Origin of the sequence: Gryllotalpicola kribbensis (assembly GCF_039538245.1) — a bacterium.
GTDB classification, from domain to species: domain Bacteria; phylum Actinomycetota; class Actinomycetes; order Actinomycetales; family Microbacteriaceae; genus Gryllotalpicola; species Gryllotalpicola kribbensis.
In genome coordinates this window covers 181,865-200,402 of sequence record NZ_BAABBX010000014.1, presented here as the reverse complement: position 1 = coordinate 200,402, position 18,538 = coordinate 181,865, and the positions used below count along the sequence as shown (strand labels likewise).

At 71.8% G+C, this 18,538-nt stretch carries 20 protein-coding genes; 11 read left to right on the top strand and 9 right to left on the bottom strand.

Annotation, left to right across the window (positions count from 1 at the left end):
* The first annotated feature begins 25 nt into the window (after positions 1-25).
* A complete protein-coding gene (locus ABD716_RS09075; protein WP_344776028.1) occupies positions 26-1,558 on the top strand; it encodes a glycosyltransferase family 39 protein in 1,533 nt (510 codons plus the stop codon).
* Positions 1,559-1,577: 19 nt separating this feature from the next.
* Here ABD716_RS09075 and ABD716_RS09070 read toward each other — a convergent pair whose 3' ends face one another.
* Together ABD716_RS09070 and ABD716_RS09065 are read right to left on the bottom strand one after the other, a co-directional pair.
* A complete protein-coding gene (locus ABD716_RS09070; RefSeq protein WP_425553415.1) occupies positions 1,578-2,846 on the bottom strand; it encodes an MFS transporter in 1,269 nt (422 codons plus the stop codon).
* Between the two features lie 32 nt (positions 2,847-2,878).
* Positions 2,879-3,349: a DUF2000 domain-containing protein gene (locus ABD716_RS09065; RefSeq protein WP_344776026.1), complete on the bottom strand. Its 471-nt coding sequence runs from the start codon at positions 3,347-3,349 to the stop codon at positions 2,879-2,881.
* Positions 3,350-3,417: 68 nt separating this feature from the next.
* Between ABD716_RS09065 and ABD716_RS09060 the strand changes: the two genes are divergently transcribed.
* Complete coding sequence (locus ABD716_RS09060; protein ID WP_344776024.1) at positions 3,418-3,897, top strand: Lrp/AsnC family transcriptional regulator; 480 nt, start codon at positions 3,418-3,420, stop codon at positions 3,895-3,897.
* Between the two features lie 43 nt (positions 3,898-3,940).
* Here the strand turns inward: ABD716_RS09060 and deoC are convergent, their stop codons facing one another.
* Positions 3,941-4,633: a deoxyribose-phosphate aldolase gene (gene deoC / locus ABD716_RS09055; RefSeq protein WP_344776022.1), complete on the bottom strand. Its 693-nt coding sequence runs from the start codon at positions 4,631-4,633 to the stop codon at positions 3,941-3,943.
* Complete coding sequence (locus ABD716_RS09050) at positions 4,626-4,988, bottom strand: winged helix-turn-helix transcriptional regulator (protein ID WP_344776020.1); 363 nt, start codon at positions 4,986-4,988, stop codon at positions 4,626-4,628. The genes deoC and ABD716_RS09050 overlap by 8 nt, the downstream gene beginning before the upstream one ends.
* Before the next feature lie 65 nt (positions 4,989-5,053).
* Here ABD716_RS09050 and ABD716_RS09045 point away from each other — a divergent pair, with 65 nt between their 5' ends.
* The 4 genes from ABD716_RS09045 to ABD716_RS09030 all read left to right on the top strand — a co-directional run bounded on the left by ABD716_RS09045 (position 5,054) and on the right by ABD716_RS09030 (position 9,904).
* Positions 5,054-7,297, top strand: a complete 2,244-nt coding sequence (locus ABD716_RS09045) for an LLM class flavin-dependent oxidoreductase (protein ID WP_344776018.1) — start codon at positions 5,054-5,056, stop codon at positions 7,295-7,297.
* Between the two features lie 84 nt (positions 7,298-7,381).
* Positions 7,382-8,632, top strand: coding sequence for an MFS transporter (locus ABD716_RS09040; protein WP_344776016.1), 1,251 nt, complete (start codon positions 7,382-7,384; stop codon positions 8,630-8,632).
* A gap of 2 nt (positions 8,633-8,634) precedes the next feature.
* Positions 8,635-9,189 (top strand): winged helix-turn-helix transcriptional regulator, encoded by a 555-nt coding sequence (locus ABD716_RS09035; RefSeq protein WP_344776014.1) that lies wholly within the window; start codon positions 8,635-8,637, stop codon positions 9,187-9,189.
* A gap of 160 nt (positions 9,190-9,349) precedes the next feature.
* On the top strand, positions 9,350-9,904 hold the full coding sequence (locus ABD716_RS09030; RefSeq protein ID WP_344776012.1) for a YceI family protein: 555 nt from the start codon (positions 9,350-9,352) through the stop codon (positions 9,902-9,904).
* A gap of 94 nt (positions 9,905-9,998) precedes the next feature.
* On the opposite strand, the gene ABD716_RS09025 is transcribed toward ABD716_RS09030, so the two are convergent.
* On the bottom strand, positions 9,999-10,622 hold the full coding sequence (locus ABD716_RS09025) for an NADPH-dependent F420 reductase (RefSeq protein ID WP_344776010.1): 624 nt from the start codon (positions 10,620-10,622) through the stop codon (positions 9,999-10,001).
* A 47-nt stretch (positions 10,623-10,669) separates the two neighbouring features.
* Positions 10,670-11,404: an SDR family NAD(P)-dependent oxidoreductase gene (locus tag ABD716_RS09020; RefSeq protein ID WP_344776008.1), complete on the bottom strand. Its 735-nt coding sequence runs from the start codon at positions 11,402-11,404 to the stop codon at positions 10,670-10,672.
* A 121-nt stretch (positions 11,405-11,525) separates the two neighbouring features.
* On the opposite strand from ABD716_RS09020, the gene ABD716_RS09015 reads away from it, so the two are divergent.
* The 3 genes from ABD716_RS09015 to ABD716_RS09005 are packed head-to-tail and all read left to right on the top strand — an operon-like array spanning position 11,526 to position 14,018.
* A complete protein-coding gene (locus ABD716_RS09015) occupies positions 11,526-12,110 on the top strand; it encodes a TetR/AcrR family transcriptional regulator (RefSeq protein WP_344776006.1) in 585 nt (194 codons plus the stop codon).
* A gap of 55 nt (positions 12,111-12,165) precedes the next feature.
* A complete protein-coding gene (locus ABD716_RS09010) occupies positions 12,166-12,606 on the top strand; it encodes a MarR family winged helix-turn-helix transcriptional regulator (protein WP_344776004.1) in 441 nt (146 codons plus the stop codon).
* Entirely contained in the window at positions 12,603-14,018 is a 1,416-nt protein-coding gene (locus ABD716_RS09005; protein ID WP_344776002.1) for an MFS transporter, read from the top strand. Before ABD716_RS09010 ends, ABD716_RS09005 begins: the two co-directional genes overlap by 4 nt.
* Here ABD716_RS09005 and ABD716_RS09000 read toward each other — a convergent pair.
* Entirely contained in the window at positions 13,983-15,002 is a 1,020-nt protein-coding gene (locus tag ABD716_RS09000; protein WP_344776000.1) for a YeiH family protein, read from the bottom strand. The two genes, ABD716_RS09005 and ABD716_RS09000, sit on opposite strands and share 36 nt — an antisense overlap.
* 81 nt (positions 15,003-15,083) lie before the next feature.
* On the opposite strand from ABD716_RS09000, the gene ABD716_RS08995 reads away from it, so the two are divergent.
* A complete protein-coding gene (locus ABD716_RS08995) occupies positions 15,084-16,577 on the top strand; it encodes a DNA-3-methyladenine glycosylase 2 family protein (RefSeq protein WP_344775998.1) in 1,494 nt (497 codons plus the stop codon).
* Positions 16,578-16,592: 15 nt separating this feature from the next.
* Here ABD716_RS08995 and ABD716_RS08990 read toward each other — a convergent pair whose 3' ends face one another.
* Together ABD716_RS08990 and ABD716_RS08985 are read right to left on the bottom strand one after the other, a co-directional pair.
* Positions 16,593-17,051: a Clp protease N-terminal domain-containing protein gene (locus ABD716_RS08990; protein ID WP_344775996.1), complete on the bottom strand. Its 459-nt coding sequence runs from the start codon at positions 17,049-17,051 to the stop codon at positions 16,593-16,595.
* Positions 17,044-17,244 (bottom strand): helix-turn-helix domain-containing protein, encoded by a 201-nt coding sequence (locus ABD716_RS08985; RefSeq protein ID WP_344776176.1) that lies wholly within the window; start codon positions 17,242-17,244, stop codon positions 17,044-17,046. Before ABD716_RS08985 ends, ABD716_RS08990 begins: the two co-directional genes overlap by 8 nt.
* Before the next feature lie 77 nt (positions 17,245-17,321).
* Here ABD716_RS08985 and ABD716_RS08980 point away from each other — a divergent pair, with 77 nt between their 5' ends.
* Positions 17,322-18,536, top strand: coding sequence for an FAD-dependent monooxygenase (locus ABD716_RS08980; protein WP_344775994.1), 1,215 nt, complete (start codon positions 17,322-17,324; stop codon positions 18,534-18,536).
* Positions 18,537-18,538: the final 2 nt, after the last annotated feature.

Here is an 18,538-nt window from a genome sequence, read left to right as displayed (position 1 = left end):
GACCTGCCCTGGTTCTCTGCCCGGTATGAGCACCGCCCTGTGGGTCACCCGCCCGCCCCGTGCGCACGAGTTCCAGCTGCGCAGCCGGCTGCGCACGCCCGCCGTCACGGTGCCGGCCGGCGCGGGCGCGCTCGCGACGCTCGTCACCGCCCTGGGGTCCTGGATTCCGTCGTTGTGGGGCGACGAGGCGGCCTCGGCGCTGTCGGCGCAGCGGTCGTTGCCGTCGTTCCTGCACGAGGTGACGCATGTCGACGCCGTGCACGCCGTCTACTACGCCGCGCTGCACGTGTGGGTCGCGCTCTTCGGCGCGAGCGCGTTCTCGCTGCGATTCCCCTCGGCCATCGCGACCGGCGTCACGGTCGCCGGCCTGATCGTGCTCAGCCGCATGTTCACCGCGAGCTGGCGGCTGCCGATCCTCGCGGCGGTGCTCGCCGTCGCCCTGCCGCGACTCGACTTCGCGGGCATCGAGGCGCGCAGCTATGCCTGGACGGCGGCGGTCGCGACCTGGATCGTCGTGCTCGCCGTGGCGACGCTGCGCGGGCGGCTGCCGGCGAGCGCGGGCTGGGCCGGCCTCGCGGTCCTGTGCGGGGCAGGCGCGGCGCTCAACCTGATGGTCGGCAGCCTGATCGCGGTGATCGGATGCCTGGCTGCGCTCTGGGGGCGCGGTCGGCGCGCTCAGCTCGCGCGCTGGGCGGCCGCCTCGGCCGTCGCCCTCGTGCTGGCCTCGCCGATCGTGCTGCTGGGCCTGCTCGAGCGGCATCAGGTGGCCTTCCTCGCGCACCGGCCCGTGCCCGCGACCGCCTGGCTCGTCGACCAGTGGTTCCACGACCCGCTGTTCGCCGCCGTCGGGTGGCTCCTGCTCGGCGCCGCGGTCGTCGTGGTCGCGGTGCGGCGAGACGCGGCGCTGGATCGCGGCCTCGGCCTCGTCGCCCTGCTCTGGGCCGGCCTGCCGAGCGCGTTCCTGATCGGCACGATCTCGACCCTGCACAACTACGCCGCCCGCTATCTGACCTTCACGGCCCCGGCGGTCGCGATCCTCATGGCTCTCGCGCTCGACGCCGCCTTCCGCAGCTGGCGGCCGGCCGGCGCGGCAGCCCTCGCGCTCGTGCTTGCGTCGGCTGCCCCCGCGGACCTCGCCCAGCACGGGCCGAACGCCGAGAACGGCAGCGACTGGGCGCAGTTCGGCGCCGTCGTCGCAGCGCACGCGCGGCCGGGCGACCAGCTCGCGTTCGACGAGGTGGTGCGGCCGAGTCGCCGACCGGAGTCCGCATGGCGGCTATACCCCGCCGACTTCCGTGGCGACGCCGTTCCGCAGCTCATCACGCCGTACTGGCAGCGGCACACCTGGTCGGACGAGCTCATGACGATTCAGGATGCTGCGGCGCAGCACCGCTTCACGGCGGCGACCGTCTTCGCCGTCGAGGCGGACTTCCCGGGGGAGGGGGTGGTCGACGTGCGCGGGGTGCCGTCGCTCGAGGCATCCGGCTATCACGTGGTCGAGCACTGGAAGCTGCACTCTGACGACGTCTACATGCTCGACCGCGACCCCGTGCGCTGAGCCGTGAAACCGGGCGCCGCTACGACGGCTCGGAGTCGCCCGCCAACGGCGCACCGGCCGCACGGGCTGCGGTGGGTGGGGGCGCGACGCCGGCGCGCACACGCCCCGCGTTCTTCGGAATCCACGCCCACAGGGCCGCAGCCGCCCCGAAGCCGACGACGGCGCTGACCTCGATGCCGAGCGCGAGCCCGGCGACGGCCGTCACGGCAGACAGGATGACCGGCCCGATGCCCGCACCCGCATCGGCCAGCTCGCGCCAGACGCCGAGGAAGGTCGGCCGGCCGACGGCGGGCGAGGTGTCGGCGCCGAGCGTCATGACGATGCCCGAGCCGATGCCGTTTCCGAAGCCCATGATCATGGCAACGAGGGCCAGGGTGGCGACACCGTGGGTGAGGGGCATGAGCGCGAACGAGACCCCCAGCACGATCGTCGACGGCACGGCCACCCAGCGGCGGCCGTAGCGGTCCATCACCTTGCCCGCAGGGTAGAAGGTGAGGGCGTCGATCGCCCCGGCGACGCCGTAGATGATCGACGAGACCGACGGCTCGAGCCCGAGATGCGCCGCCCACAGCGGTATGACGATCTGCCGCGTCTGCCTGATCGCCGAGAGCAGCAAGACGCCCATGCCGAGCGTGAGGAACAGGCGCCGATACTGCTTGACGATGCCGACCGTCGTGACGGCGGCCGCCGCGCTGCGCCGCTTCTCGTCGAGTTCGAGGTCGGGAACGCGATAGACGATGACGGTGGCCGCGACGATCGCGGCGAGCGCGACGAAGTATGCACCGTCGAGGCCCCAGAAGTGCATCGCCGCCGCGCCGATGAACGGGCCGAGGAAGACGCCGATGCGCATCGTGCCGCCGAGGGTCGACAGCGCCCGCGCCCGCATGTGCGGGGGCACCATCTCGGTCAGGTACGACTGCCTGGCGAGGTTGTAGACCGAGCTCGCGGCGCCGATCAGCAGCACGCCGAACGCATACGTCAGCAGTGACAGCTCGTGGTCGCGCAGGTCGATCAGGCAGAAGGCGAGGCCCACGATCGTGATGCCCGCCGCGACGAGCATCGCGCGGCGTTCGCCGATGCGCGTGGCGAGGATGCCGGAGGGGATGTTGGTCGCGATCGAGCCGATGCCGATCAGCGCCGCGACGAGCGCGGCGACCGAGGTCGTCGCACCGCGATCGATCGCGCTCAGCGCGATGACGGGGAAGATCGCACCCTCGGCGAGACCGAACAGGGTGGCCGGACCGTAGGCCGCCACCGCGATCTGGCGCAGGCGGAATTCTTCGGTCACGTTAACCATCTTGCCCCGCCGGCCGGTGGCGCTCACCCCAGCAGCGGCAGCCTTCCGACGAGGCGGTCGACGCGGTTGCGAGGGCCGACCAGGCTGAGGGCGAGGTACTCGTGCTCGTCCGCCGCGCGCGCCGCCAGCTCGTCGACGTACTCCGCATAGACGCGCGTCGCCTGCGCCGCGGCCACCATGTCCGCGACGAACAGGTCCTCGCGGGCGGCCGCCTTGGCGCGCAGCTCGGGAAGGCGAACGCCCGGGGCCGCGAGGATCGTGCAGCCGAGCCACGGCAGCCCGGGGTGCGGCGCACCGGAGGCGTCCGCCACCTCGGGTCCGAGCAGACCCGTGACGCGCGCCTGGGTGGCGGCGGCCACGCAGACCGCCGCATTCACGGCACGGCCCGGCGGCAGCGCGGAGTCCACCACGATGACCCACTTGAGGGGCGCCTCGCGCGTCGAAACGGTGGGGTCGAAGAGGTCAGGGTCGAAGCCGATGGTGAGGGAACTCATGGCGCTAGCTATTCAGATCGGCGGAGTCAGTGCAACACGGCCGCACTTCGTACGGCTAGGGTCCCCCTATGGCCGAACTCGACGAACTAGATGCGGCGATTCTCGCCGTTCTGCAGGCCGACGCACGGACGACGAATCGCGACGTCGCCGCCGCCGTCGGCATCGCGCCGACGACCGCGCTCGAGCGCACGCGCGCGCTGCGCGACCGCGGCGTCATCACCGGCGCGAGCCTCGACGTCGACCTCGCTGCCGTCGGCCGGCCCGTGCAGGCACTCGTCGCCGTGCGCATCCGCCCGCCGTCGCGAAAGGCGATCGAGGGGTTCCGCGACTGGGTCACCGGGTTGCCCGAGACCCTTGGCGCGTTCGTGACCACGGGCGACCAGGACTTCATCCTGCACATCGCCGTTCCCGACAACGACGCGCTGTACGCATTCGTGATCGACAAGCTGACGAGCCGGCCCGAGATCGCCGACGTGCGCACCTCGGTCGTCTACGAGCACCTGCGCCGCAAGGCCGTCGCGCCCGTCGGGGTCAGGCCGCGTCGCTGACCGCGCTGCAGCGCACGCACCGAGCTCGCGCGGGCATCCGCACTCAGTACCCCGCTTCGCCCGTCGTCGCCGCCCCCGCGAGCAGTGCGCGCGCGCCGGAGACGCCGAGCCGTGTCGCCCCGGCCGCGATCATGGCGCGCGCCTGCTCGATGGTGCGCACCCCGCCAGAGGCCTTCACCCCGACCTCGGGGCCCACGCTCGCGCGCATCAGCGCGACGGCGTGCTCGGTGGCGCCACCGCTCGGGTGGAATCCGGTCGACGTCTTCACGAAGTCGGCGCCCGACGCGACGGCGGCGCGGCAGACCGCGACGATCTCGTCGTCGGTCAGCACCGCCGACTCGATGATGACCTTGAGAACGGTCGGCGCCGGCGCCGCGGCGCGCACGGCGGCGATGTCGGACTGCACGTAGGCGAAGTCGCCCTCCTTGGCGGCGCCCACGTCGATCACCATGTCGATCTCGTCGGCACCGTGCTTCACGGCCTCGGCCGCCTCGACGGCCTTCACGGTCGAGCTGTGCTTGCCCGACGGGAAGCCGCACACGACGGCGACCTTGAGATCGGCCTCGAGCGGCACGTCGACGGGAAGCATCGAGGGCGAGACGCACACCGAGTAGGTGCCGAGCTCGATCGCCTCGGCGATCAGCGCCGAGACGTCGGCGTGCGTCGCCTCGGGCTTGAGCAGGGTGAAGTCGATGTAGCGCGCGACCTCTGCCGCGGAGAGGGCCGAGTCAGTCATGGTTCGATTCTGCCGCCTCCCAGCGCTGCCCGTAGCGCACGAGCGGCTGCAGCGCGGTCAGCAGGTCGCGGCCGCGCGGGGTCAGTGCGTAGCGCACGGTCACCGGCGTGGTCGGCTCGACGATGCGATCGATCAGCCCGGCGTGCTCGAGCTCTTTGAGCCGGAGCGCCAGCATCCTGTCCGACAGTCCGGCCACCGACGCCACGATCTCGGTGAACCGCGTGGCGCCGCGGGCGACGGCGAGCATGATCGCGCTGCTCCAGCGGCGCCCGATCAGCTCGACGATGCTCGTCGCGCGACGGCACTCGTCGTCGTCGATCTGCTCCCAGCCGGTGCGAAGTTCCTCGATGGTCACTTACCTATTGTGAGTCACTTCTGCGCATGTTGCCGCAAACAGAGCGAGAACGGATGCTTGTGCCCATGCCCGACTACGGCCACCCCCTGCGCTTCGGCACGTTCATCACCCCGACCAACTCGCCCGCTGAGCGACCGGTCGAGCTCGCCGTGCTCTCCGAGCAGCTCGGCTTCGATTTGGTCACCTTCCAGGACCACCCGTACCAACCGCGCTTCAGCGACACGTGGACCCTGCTCACCTGGGTCGCGGCGACGACCGAGCGCATCCACCTCAGCGGCAACGTGCTCAACTCCGCGCTGCGGCCGCCGGCCGTGCTCGCGCGCAGCGCCGCGTCCCTCGACCTGCTCTCGCACGGCCGCTTCGAGCTCGGCCTCGGCGCCGGCGGCTTCTGGGACGCGATCGCCGCCATGGGCGGCCCCGCCTGGACCCCCGGCCAGGGCGTCGACGCCCTCGCAGAGGCGATCGAGATCATCCGCGGAATCTGGGACGCCGCCGAGCGCCGCCCCCTGCGCGTCGCCGGCTCACGCTGGCACGTGGACGGCGCGAAGCGCGGCCCCGCCCCTGCCCACGAGATCCCGATCTGGATCGGAGCGCTGAAGCCGCGCATGCTGCGCCTGATCGGCCGCGTCGGCGACGGGTGGCTGCCCAGCCTGCCCTACCTGCAGCCCGGCGACCTGCAGCGCGGCAACGCCACGATCGACGCGGCGGCGACAGCGGCGGGCCGCGACCCGGGCGAGATCGTCCGCCTGCTGAACGTGAGCCCCCAGAGCACCGCGGAAGAGCTGGTGCGCTATGCCCTCGAAGACGGCGTCAGCACCTTCATCTTCATGGGCGATGACCCCGACACGTTGCGCTTCCTCGCGGGCGAGCTCGTTCCGCAGGTGCGGGAGGGCGTGGCGGCGGGGCGCGCGCAGGCGGGCACTCCCGCGGCATCCGCTCGCACGCGGTCGAGCGCGGCGCGCGCCAAGCGGATGCCCGGCATCGACTACGACGGCGTCCCCGCGTCGCTCGCGCAGCGCGCGGTCGAGCCGGGCGACGTCGCGTACGCGCGCTACACCTCTGGCTACCTGCGCGGCGGGGCGCCGGGTCTCGTGCTGCGACCGCAGACGGTCGCCGAGGTGGCGGATGCCGTGGACTTCGCCGGCCGTCACCGCGAGCTGCCCCTCGGCATCTTCAGCGCCGGCCACGGCCTCTCCGGCCGCTCACTGAACCGCGGCGGCCTCGTCATCGACGTCGGCGCCTTCGACGACATCGAGGTGCTCGATGGGGCATCGGGCCGCGTGCGCGTCGGCCCGGGCGCGCGCTGGCTCGACGTCGCTCGGGCCCTCGCGCCGCACGGGCTCGCGATCACGAGCGGCGACTACGGCGGCGTGGGGGTCGGGGGCCTCGCGACGGCGGGCGGCGTGGGCTGGTTCGCGCGCGAGCACGGGCTGACGATCGACCACCTGCGCTCGGTCGATGTCGTGCTCGCCAGCGGCGAGCACGTGCGCGCCGCCGCCGATGAGAACCCCGAGCTGTTCTGGGCGATGCGCGGCGCCGGCGCGAACTTCGGCGTCGCGGTCTCGTTCGAGTTCCAGGCGCAGCGCGTGGGAAGGCTCGGCTTCGCGCAGCTCGCCTTCGACGCGAGCGACACCGCGGGGTTCCTCACCCGGTGGGGCGCCGCGGTCGAGGCATCCGATCGCCGTGTCACGGGCTCCGTGATCCTCAGCGGCGGTGGCCGCGCACGCTATGCGCAGGCGCTCATCGCGGTCGACAGCGACGACCCCGACACGATCGTCGAGCTGCTGCAGCCGATCGCCGGGGTCGCGCCGCTCGTCGATCAGTCGGTCGCGCTCGCCACCTACGACCAGGTCATGGCGGCGTTCGTAAGCGACGAGCCGCAGCAGGCGCAGGGCGAGCCGCACAGCCACTCGGGCCTCATCGAGCACCTCACGCCGGCCTTCGCGGCCGACGCCGCAGCCCTGCTCGACGCGGGCGCCTCGTACTTCTTCCAGCTGCGCGCAGTGGGCGGCGCCGTCGCCGATGTTCCGGCCGAGGCGACGGCATACGGCTGGCGGGGCGCGAACTTCTCGGTGGCGGCGTTCGGAACGCGATCGTCGGGTCTCGACGAGTGGTGGCGGCGCCTTGAGCCGCACTTCGCGGGGCTGTACCTCAGCTTCGAGACCGACACGGGGCCCGACGCGCTCGCCCGGGCCTTCCCGGCGGGGCACCTCGCGCGCCTGCGCGAGCTCAAGCGGCGCTACGACCCGAGCGGTCTTTTCCGCGACAACTTCTTCATCGCACCCACCGCTTCCGAGCGCGCCGCCTGAATTGGGAATAGCTACTCAGCTCGCTGAGTTGGGAAGGAGTATTCAGCCCTTCTGGGCGCCGCACTCGATCTGACAGGACGACCGATGAACCGCATCGCACGCACGCTGCCCAGGGCAGCCTCGTACTGGACGGCCGCGGCCGTCGCCGCCATCGCCCTCTGGACCAGCGGCGCGCCCAGCACCACCTACCCGCTCTACGAGTCGCAGTGGCACGTCACCACGGCCGTGACCAACGCGGTGTTCGCGGTCTACCCGGCCGCGCTCGTCGTCGTGCTGCTCGTCTTCGGCGACCTCGCCGACCACATCGGCCGTCGCGCAGCGATCCTGCTCGGCCTCGCGGCGATGCTCGTCGGCACCCTGCTGTTCGCGCTCGCGCCGAACATCGGCATCGTCTTCGTCGGCCGCGTGTTCATGGGCGTCGGCGTGGGCCTCGCGCTCAGCCCCGCCTCCGCGGCGGTGCTCGAGTTCAGCCGGGCGGGGCGCGAGCGCGCCGCCGGCTCCGTGACCACGGCGGCGACCGCGCTGGGCCTCGCCCTCGCCACGCTCATCGGCGGCGCCCTGATCCAATACGCGCCGTTCCCGCTGCACCTCGACTTCTGGGTGCTCACCGTCGTGATCGCCGCCGTCGCCGCGATGGTCTGGTTCATGCCGCGCCACACCCGCGACGAGGCCAGGGGCGCATGGCGCCCGCGCGGCGTCGCCGTGGCACCCGGCATCCGCCTGATGTACCTCGTCGCCGCGCTCTCGATGAGCACCGCGTACATGTTCGGCGCCATCATCCTGAGCCTCGGCGCGACGATCGCCGAGCAGATCACGCACGCGACGAACGTGCTCGAGGTCGGTGCGATCATGGCCGTCATGTCGGTGTTCATCGGCGCGACCGCGCTCGCGACGCGCACCGTCAGGCCGCGCAACTCGATCTCGATCGGGGCGGTCGTGACCCTTGCTGCCTTCGCGCTGCTGCTCGACGCGGCCTACACCGGCTCGCTGCCCGTGTTCGTCGCCACGACGATCGTCGCCGGCTCGGGCTACGCGCTCATGTTCTCGGGCGCGCTGGCGCTGATCGGCCAGAACGCCCCCGCGCACCACCGCGCCGGCACCATCTCGGCCGTGTATCTCGTGGCCTACCTGATGCAGGGCGCCACGGCCGTCGCACTCGGGTTCATCGCGACCGGCGGCGGCCTGCGCAGCGCACTCGACGTCGGCGCCATCGGGGTGGGCGTGTTCGCCATCGGCTCGCTCGTGACTGCGCAGGTGCTGCGCGCGCGGCAGAATGCTGCGGAATCACGCACCGCTGCGACCGCGCACACGGCTTCCATCGCCTTCGAGGAGTGACCATGCCCGACCTGACCGCGACCACGCACGAGCCCGAGCTCGACCCGGTGGACGCCCGGGAGTACCAGGCGCTGTGCTCGATCTCGCGCACCGTCGACATCCTCGGGCCGCGCTGGAACTTCCAGATCATTCGCGAGGCGCTCGCGGGGATCACGCGCTTCGCCGACTTCCGCGAGATGCTCGGCGTCTCTCCCGACATCCTGAGCGCGCGGCTCAGCTCGCTGGTGGACGCCGGCGTTCTCGAGCGGCGGAAGTACCACGCCCCCGGCGAGCGCGCCCGCGATGAGTATGTGCTGACGCAGGCCGGCCGCGAGCTCGACATCGTCATCTCGGCGCTGCGGGACTGGGGCGACCGGCACGCGCCGGGCGAGTTCGGGCCGATCAGCCGGCGCATCCGACGCAGCGACGAGACCCCGGTGCACGTGGCCTACGTCGACGATGCCGGGCGCGAGGTGCCCTCGGAGGACGTGGTCGCGCTGCCCGTCGAGTCGACTCCGGCGGTGAGGTTCTACGCGCGGCGCAGGGAGCTTGTGGAGCGCGCGGCGGCGACGCGCTAGGGGGGATCGCGGTCCGAGCCGAGCCGTCCGGGGCTCGCCGCCGAGCAGCGGCTTTCGTAATAATTCAAGATGATCTGGAATACAGAGCAATTCCATGCGCTTGCATGCACCAGACGGGGCATCCGCCTCGGCCATCCGATTCTCTAGGAGTACGAGAGCCATGACCGACACCATCGACATCCCCGGCTACCGCGCCGGCACCTGGGTCGTCGACCCGACCCACACCGAAGTGGGCTTCAGCGTCCGCCACCTCATGATCGCGAAGGTGCGCGGCAAGTTCGAGAAGTTCGAGGCGACCTTCGTCACCGGCGAGAACCCGCTCGAGTCGTCCGTCACTGCCAAGGCCGAGGTCGCCTCGATCAACACCGGCGAGCCGAACCGCGACGGCCACCTGCGCACCGGCGACTTCTTCGAGGCCGACAAGTTCCCCTACATCGAGTTCGTCTCGACCGGCGTGCGCGTCGACGGCGGCGACTTCAAGATCGACGGCGACCTCACCATCAAGGGCACGACCAAGCCGGTCACCTTCGACTTCGAGTTCGCGGGCTTCCAGTCCGACCCGTACGGCAACTACAAGGCCGGCGGCACCGCCACCACCAAGATCAAGCGCGAGGACTGGGGCCTCACCTACAACGCCGCGCTCGAGGGCGGCGGCGTGCTGATCGGCTCCGACGTCACGATCACGATCGAGATCGAGGCGGCGCTGCAGGCGTAACGCCGCCCGCTCGCTTGGGCCACCAGCTTCCGGCGTGCGCTACTCGGATCGGAGTAGCGGAACGCGGAAGCTGGTGGCCCGACGCATAGGCGGCTCAGCCGAGGGCGTTGACGCCGAGGGAGAAGTCGAAGTTCCCGACGCCATGTCGGGCCAGCCCCATCGTCAGCACGCCCGCGCCCTCGACCCAGTGCGCCATGCTCAGGCCGCCGGTGTCACGCGGGCGCAACCCGATGCTCTCGATGAACGCGGACACCCGCGCCTTCGCTGCCGCGTCGTCGCCCGCGATGAACACCTCGGCCGAACCGCCGTGCGCGAGCACATGGCGGAACAGGGTGTTGAACCCCTTCACGACACGGGCGCTCGCCGGCGCGGCATCGGCCACCAGCTGGGCGATCGAGGTGGTGTGCGGCACCGCCAGACCGGTGCCGGTCGCGTCGAAGGGGTTGGTGATGTCCACGACGGTCTTCCCTGCCAGCGCGTCCCCGAACTCGCGGACGACGGGAACGGCCGCCTCGAACAGCACGGCGAGGATGACGATGTCGCCGATCGGAGCGGCGCCCCACGCCCCGCTCGTCGTGCCGCCGCCCAGGGATGCCGCCAGCGTCGCCGCCTTGGCCGCGTCGCGGCCGATCACCTCGACCCTGTTGCCGCCCGCCACGGCGAGCGCGCCGATGGTGCGGGCCATGTTCCCCGTGCCGATGATGCTGATGGTTCTCATGTGGTTCTCCTTCGTGTCGTGCCGGTCAGCTGCCGATCGGGTGCCGGTCACAGGGCGGTGGTGCCGCCGTCGGCGACAAGCTCGAGGCCGTTGACATAGCTCGAGTCATCCGAGGCGAGGAACAGGGCGACGTTGGCGATCTCCTCCGGCCGGCCCATCGCGCCACGCGGAATGAGGGACTCGAACGCCGCCTTCGTGGCCTCGTCGAACAGCTCCTCCTGCTTGGCGGTGGCGACCTGGCCCGGCGTCAGCACGTTGACCCGGATCTTCCGGTCGCGCAGCTCATTGAGCCAGACCCGAGCCCAGGCCTGCTGAACGGCCTTGCTGCCGGCGTAGAGACTCCACCCCGGGAAGGCGCCGAGCGAGGCGTTCGAGCCGGTCATGAAGACCGAGGCCCCGTCTGCCAGCAGCGGCAGCGCCTTCTGCACGGTGAAGAGCGTGCCGCGGGCGTTGAGCCCGAACCAGGTGTCGAACTGCGCCGGCGTGATCTCCCCGAGGGGTGCCGCCTCGCCGCCGCCGGCACTGGCCCACAGCACGTCGATCGCGCCCTTCTCGCGCGCGACGACCTCATACAGGCGATCGAGGTCGTCGAGATCCGCGGCGTCGCCCCGCACGCCGGTGACGTTGCGGCCGATCTGCTTCACGGCCTCGTCCAGCGCCTCCTGACGGCGTCCCGTGACGAAGACGTACGCGCCCTCGTCGACGAACAGCTTCGCTCCGGCCAGCGCCATGCCGCTGGTGCCGCCGGTGATGACCGCGACCTTGCCGTCGAGCTTTCCCATGTTGCTCCTTCGAGTCAGTGGTGCCGTGCGCACCAGGCGTCGATGTTAGGTACACCGATCTGTGTGCTTACGCTAACAGACTAAGTACACCGTTCCGTACCATGTCGCGTACCATGGGCTCATGACGGAATTGCAGAAGGGGCCGCAGGGCCTTCGCCGCGGGCGGGGCGCCCGCGAGCGCATCCTCACCGCCTCACGGCAACTGTTCCGCGATCAGGGCATCGCGGGCACCGGCATGGACCAGCTCTGCGCGACGGCCGAGGTGTCGAAGCGCACGCTGTACCAGCACTTCGCCGGCAAGGACGAGCTCGTCACCGAGTGCCTGCGCCAGTTCGACCCCACCGTGCTCGCGCACGTATTCGACCGCGTCGACCTCAGCCCCCGCGAAAAGCTCCTCGCCGCCTTCGACATCCCCGCGGACAACCCGATGTGCCCCTACATCTCGACCGCCGTCGAGCTGCACGACCCGGGCCATCCCGCCGCCCAATACGCGTCCGAGTACAAGAGGGCCGTCGCCGCGCGCTTCACGGTCGCCGCCCGCGAAGCCGGCGCCCCCGACCCTGAAGGCCTCGGTGAGCAGCTCGCGCTGCTGCTCGACGGCGGGGCGGCCCGCAGCCGCGTGCTGAACTCCGACGCCTTTCCCACGGCCGCGGCCATCGCCGCCGTGCTCATCGACAACGCCATCCCCGAGACGGCCGGGCGTTGAATCCGGGACTCGGATATTGACAGCGAAACTTGCAAGGTAGGCTTACTATATTGAGGTGAGCAACCCCACCGACCCCGAGACGCTCGCCGACAGCATCTCCGACATGCTCGCCTCGCTGCGCCGCGCGATGCGCAGCGGCCGCCAGATCGGCGACCTGCCCCCGCGGCACGAGGCAGCACTCGCCTGGCTGCGCCGCAAGCGCCAGCTGACCACCGCTCAGCTCGCCCGCTTCGAGCAGATCACCCCCCAGTCGATGGGCGTGGTCGTCGCCGAGCTCGTCGAGCGCGGCCTGGTGGTGAAGACGAAGGACCCGGAAGACGGTCGACGCGAGCTGCTCACGCTGACGGACGCCGGCGCGGCGACCGTGAACCGCACCGACGAGGCGCGCCACGCCGACCTCATCGAGCTTCTCGCCACCCGGCTCACCGAGACCGAGCGCGACACCGTCGCCCGGGGCCTCGCCGTGCTCATGAAGATCGAAGAGGACCAGAAGTGACCGACGCCCCCGCAGCCCCCGGCCGGTTCACCTGGCGCTTCGTCACGCCCGTGCTCATCGGGCCCGTGCTCAACCCGATCAACACGAGCATGATCGCCGTCGCACTCGTGCCCATCAGCCACGACCTCCACGTCGCGACGTCGACCGTCGTGTGGCTCGTCGCCGGACTCTACCTCGCGAGCGCGATCGCGCAGCCGACCATGGGTAAGCTCGCCGACGTCTTCGGGCCGAAGCGGGTCTACCTCGTCGGGCTCGTCGTCGTGCTGGTCGCCGGCTTCCTGCCGAACATCTGGCACGACTTCAGTGCGGTGCTGATCTCGCGCATTCTCATCGGCATCGGCACCTCGGCCGCCTATCCGTCTGCGATGTCGCTGATCCGCGACCAGAGCGCGCGCCTCGATCGCCAGACCCCGCCCGCGCTGCTCTCCGGCCTCTCGATCGCAAGTCAGACCGTCGCGGCGGTCGGCCCCGTGCTCGGCGGCGTGCTGATCGAGTTCTTCGGGTGGCAGTCGATCTTCCTCGTCAACATCCCGCTCGCCGCCATCGCGCTCGTGACGACGATCGTCTGGGTGCCGTCCGACGCGACCCGACCGCAGCGCCCCGGGCCCAAGCCCACCCTGCGCGACGTCGACCCGATCGGCATCGTGCTGTTCGCCGGCGCGCTCGCCTCGCTGCTCGTCTTCCTGCTCGACCTCAAGCTCTCGATGCTCTGGCTCGTCGGCGTGACCCTTGTGCTCGTGGCGGCACTCCTGTGGTGGTCGCTGCGCAGCAGGCATCCGTTCATCGACCTGCGCATGCTGCGGCGCAACGGCGCGCTCAGCCGCACCTACCTGCGCATGCTGCTCATCTACTTCGGCGCCTACACGATGATGTACGGCTTCAGCCAGTGGGTGCAGGGCTCGGCCGGGTACTCGGCAGATCAGGCCGGCTTCATCCAGCTGCCGACGGCCGTGCTCGCGGCGCTGACCTCGATCACCGTCGCGAAGAACCGGCGGCTGCGGCTGCCCCTCGTGCTCTCCGGCCTCATCCCGTTCTTCGGCGGCGTCCTGCTGATCTTCCTGCACGCGGCGAGCCCGCTCGTGCTGCTGCTCGTCGTCGCCGCCATCTTCGGCGTGCCCCAGGGGCTCGCCTCGGTCAGCAATCAGCAGGCGCTCTATCGGCAGGCGCCGGGCGACCAGCTCGGCACCGCATCGGGCCTCTCGCGCACCGCCGTGTACCTCGGCTCGATCCTCTCGTCGGCCGCGATCGGGCTCGCCTTCCCGCATGCGCCGACGGATGCCGGACTGCACGGCCTCGGCATCGCGATCGCCGTCATCGTGGGGCTCGCGGCCCTGCTCGCCCTCGTCGACCCGGCGCTGCGCACGCGCAAGGACGGCTCAGAGCGTGTGGGTGGCGGCCTGAAGTCCGAGTGACGACAGGGCGACGAGCACCCACAGGCTCGCGCCGAGCACCAGCGGGCGCAGCCCGGCCTGCCTGAGCACGCCCACGCGGGTGCCGAGGCCGATGCCCGCGAGCGCGACCGTGATCATGAAGGTGCCGAGCTGGCTGAGATACGGATGCCACGCCTGCGGGATCACTCCGAGGGAATCGACCAGCACCGCGACGAGGAACCACACCAGGAACATCGGCACGACCTTGTTCCACGAGATGCGGCCGGGGGGCTCTTCTGCCGCGGCGCCGCCGGCCGCGGCATCCGCCCGCACCTCCTGGCGCCGCTTGTACAGCGCCAGCGCGACCGTGATCGGCACGATCATGAGCGTGCGCGTGAGCTTCACGACGATGCCATACGCGCCCGCCGCGGCGCTGAAGCTGAATGACGCCGCGACGACCGATGAGGTGTCGTTGATCGCCGTGCCCGCCCACAGGCCGAAGGAGTGGTCGCTCATGCCGAGGGCGCGCCCGATGAACGGGAACGTGACGACGGCGATCACGTTGAACGTGAAGATCGTGCCGATCGCGTAGGCGACGTCGGAGGACTTGGCGCGGATGACCGACTGGGTCGCGGCGATGGCGGATGCCCCGCAGATCCCCGTTCCCACGCCGATCAGCGTGCGCACGTCGCCGTCGAGGCCGAGCGCACGCCCGATCAGCCACGCGCCGAGCAACGCGATCGCGAGGGTGCCGAGCATCACGGGCAGCGAGTGCCAGCCGGTGCGCAGCACCTCGACGATCGAGAGCCCGGTTCCGAAGACCACCACAGAGGCCTGCAGCACGTACTTGCCCGACCAGGCCGCTCCGGCGTCCGTCACCGTGCCCGGCTTCAGGAACGCGGCGAGCACGGCGCCGATCACGATTCCGAACACGGGCGCTCCGACGACGGGGACGAGGGCGCCGAGCCCTGTGGCGACCAGCGCGATCGCGACGCAGAGGCCGAGCCCGGGCAGCCGCTTCTTCATCACGGCCAGGCTACCCGGCAGCCCGAGACCCATGTCCGATTCCCGCCACTCAGCGCGCGCCGCGCCACGGATGATGGAGGGGTGAGCACGCCATTGGACCCCGAGGTCGCCTACCGCGCGGCATCCGGCCGCGACCCGCGCTTCGACGGGCGCTTCTTCCTCGGCGTCACCACGACGGGCATCTATTGCCGGCCGTCGTGCCCGGCGCGCAAGCCCCTGCGCCGCAACGCCGTGTTCTTCCCCACGGCAGCCGCGGCCGTCGCGGCGGGCTTTCGCGCGTGCAAGCGCTGCCGGCCCGATTCGCTCCCCGGCTCGCGGCACTGGGATGCGAGCGGGGACCTCGCCGCCCGCGCCGTGCGAGCGATTCGCGACGGGGTCGTCGACGAGTTGGGGGTTGCCGGGCTGGCGCGGCGGCTGGCGGTGAGCGAGCGGCACCTCCACCGCGTGCTCGTCGCCGAGGTCGGCGCGTCCCCTCTGCAGCTCAATCGCACGCGCCGCGCGCACACGGCACGCACGCTGATCGAGCAGACCTCGCTGTCGCTCACCGACATCGCCTTCGCGGCGGGCTTCGGCAGCGTGCGCCAGTTCAACGAGGTCATGCTCGGCGAGTACGGGGTGCCGCCGTCGGCGCTGCGGCGCCCGGGCGCGGGCGCGGCTTCGGGGCGGGCGGGCGCGCTCGGCCCCGGCGACCCCGCGTCGGACGCGGCGCCAACGGTCGTGCTCCGGCTGCGGCACCGCGCCCCGTACGACGCCGTCGCCATGCGGGCGTTCCAGAGGGCGCATGCCGTGGCCGGCATGGACCTGATCGGCGACGACGGCGCCTTCACCACGGGCGTCCCCGCGCCCCACGGCACGGCCGTTGCGACCGTCGACTGGGCCGCGGCGAGCGCCGACCACCTCACCGTGCGCATCCGCCCCGCCGACATCGCCGACCTCACCGGCATCGTCGCGAAGCTGCGGCGCTGGCTCGACCTCGACGCCGACCCGCAGCTCATCGCCGAGGTCCTCGGCCCCGACCCGATCATCGGGCCACTCGTCGCCGCGCGGCCCGGCCTGCGTGTGCCCGGCTCCCTCGACGGGGCGGTGATCGCGATGCTGACGGTCATCGGCCAAGCCGTCTCGCTGAAGGCCGCGGCGGTGTTCGCGGCCCGGCTGGTCGCGGCCTTCGGCACGTCGGTGAGCGACAGCGGGTTGCATGCGTTCCCCACGCCGCAGACGGTGGCGGGCGCCGGAGCGGACGCGCTGCGCGAGATCGGGCTCACCGGGGCGCGAGCCGCGGCGCTGCACGCCCTCGCGTCTGCGCTCGCACGCGGTCTCGAGCTGAGCCCCGCCTCAGACCGCGCGCAGGCGCGCCGCGAGCTGCTCGCGCTGCCCGGCATCGGCCCGTGGACGGCCGACTACATCGCCCTGCGCGCCCTCGGCGACCCCGACGCCTTCGCGCCCGGCGACCTCGTGCTCAGGAAGTCTCTCGGCGCGAGGACCGAGCGCGAGGCATCCGCCATCGCCTCTGCCTGGTCGCCGTGGCGCGGCTACGCCGCGATGCACCTGTGGACGTCCTCGGCGTACCTTCCCTAAGCACCCCGGCCACGACTAGGCCGCCTGCAGTCGGTCGCGGGCGGCCACCGCGTCGACCGCGAGCGCCGCGAGCAGCTGCGCGGCCGGATCGGGCGCGTCGCGCTCAAGCAGCGCGAGCATCATGTGCCGCGGCGTGAGCGAGCGCGCCTTCTCGGCCACTCCGTGCCGCAGCGTGCCGTTCATGACCTGCCGCGCACCCGCCGTGAACGGCACGAACCTGCCCACCCGCCCGCGCCCGCCCGGCGCGAACTCGCCCAGCTCGATGCCGACCGCGGCAAGGGCCGACCGGTCGAGCTGCTCGGCCGCCGTGCGCGCCGCCTCCGCATCGATGCCCACGGCCGCGGCCAGCTCGTCGTTCTCGAGCAGCGTGATGAGCAGATGCTCGGTGCCGACCCTGCGGTCGCCACGCCGAGCAGCCTCGTAGCGCGCGTCGTCGACGGCGACGCGGGTGGCCAGTGCGAATCGCTCAAACATCTTTCTTCCCATACTTCGCGTGGACCGACTGCCGAGTGACGCCGAGCGCGTCGCCGATCTGCTCCCACGACCAGCCAGCGCGACGCGCGGCCTCGACGTGCATGGCCTCGACGCGCTCGGCGAGGCGGTGCAGCGCGCCGACGGCGCGCAGGCCCGTGGCCGGGTCCGTCTGCGTGAGTCGAATGCCGAGCAGATCGGATGGCTGCGAGTTCGGCAGATCCTTGTCAGTTTGGCTTGACACGCGTCTATTGTCAGCCCAAACTGACACGCATGTCAACGTCAATTCAAACTGACGCACCGCCCATCGTCATCGTCGGTGCCGGCCCGACGGGGCTGCTGCTCGCCGGCGAGCTGGCCGACGCCGGCGTCCGCGTCATCGTCCTCGAACGGGAGGCTCAGCCGGCGACGATGCCCAAGGCCAACGGCATCGTCGGCCGCGCCGCGGTGGAACTCGCCCGGCGCGGCGTGCTGCGCGGCAGCGGCCTTCGCATCGTGCGCCCGCCGCGATTCCTGTTCGGAACGCTCGCGCTGCGGCTCGGTCTGGGGCCGGCGAATCCGCTGCATCTGCTGCCCGTTCCCCAGCGCCGCCTCGAGCAGCTGCTCAAGCAGCGCGCGCTCGCGCGCGGCGTCGAGCTGCGCCGTGGCACCACCCTCGCCGGCTTCACGCAGGGCGGCGACGCCGTCGAACTGGAGGTGCACACCCCGAGGGCCACGGAGCGCCTCCCGGCAGCCTTCCTCGTCGGCTGCGACGGCGCCAGGAGCACGGTGCGGAGGGCCGCCGGCATCGGCTTCCCAGGCTTCACGAGCGACGTCATCACGCGGATCGCGCGCGTGACCCTGCCGCCGCGCACCGCGCGGCTCGACGGTCGCGGCGACACGATCGAGCTCACCGGCATCGGCCGCCTGCACACCATGCGCCAGAACCGACTGCCGGGCGGTGGCTTCGCGATCGCCCCCGTCGCGACGCTTGATCGCACCGCCCCCGATGACCTCTACCTGATCACGACCCACGAGCCGCACCGCGGCGAGGAGCCCACCGACGCTCTGCCGGAGGCCGAGCTGCGGGCCAGCCTGCGCCGTGTGCTCGGGGCCGAGCTGCCGTTCTCGGCCGTCGACTCCGCGCGCAGCACGGTGGCGAACAGCAGGCTGGCGAGCACCTACCGCGTCGGCCGCGTGCTGCTCGCGGGCGACGCGGCGCACATCTTCAACGCGGGCGGGTCCGCACTCAACGTCGCGCTGCTCGACGCGCTGGCCCTGGCGCCGCTTCTTGTGGCTGCGGCGCGGGGCCAGGCATCCGTCGCCTCACTCGAGGCCTATGAGAGCGCGCGCCGACCTGCGGCAGAACTCGCGCTCGCCCAGACGCGCGTGCAGGCCGCGCTCAGCGGTGATGACGAGCACGCCAGCGCGCTGCGCGAGATTGTGGGCACGCTCATAGCTTCCCGTACGGGCGCTCGAGCCGTGGCCCGTCTCATCGAAGGCTCATGACA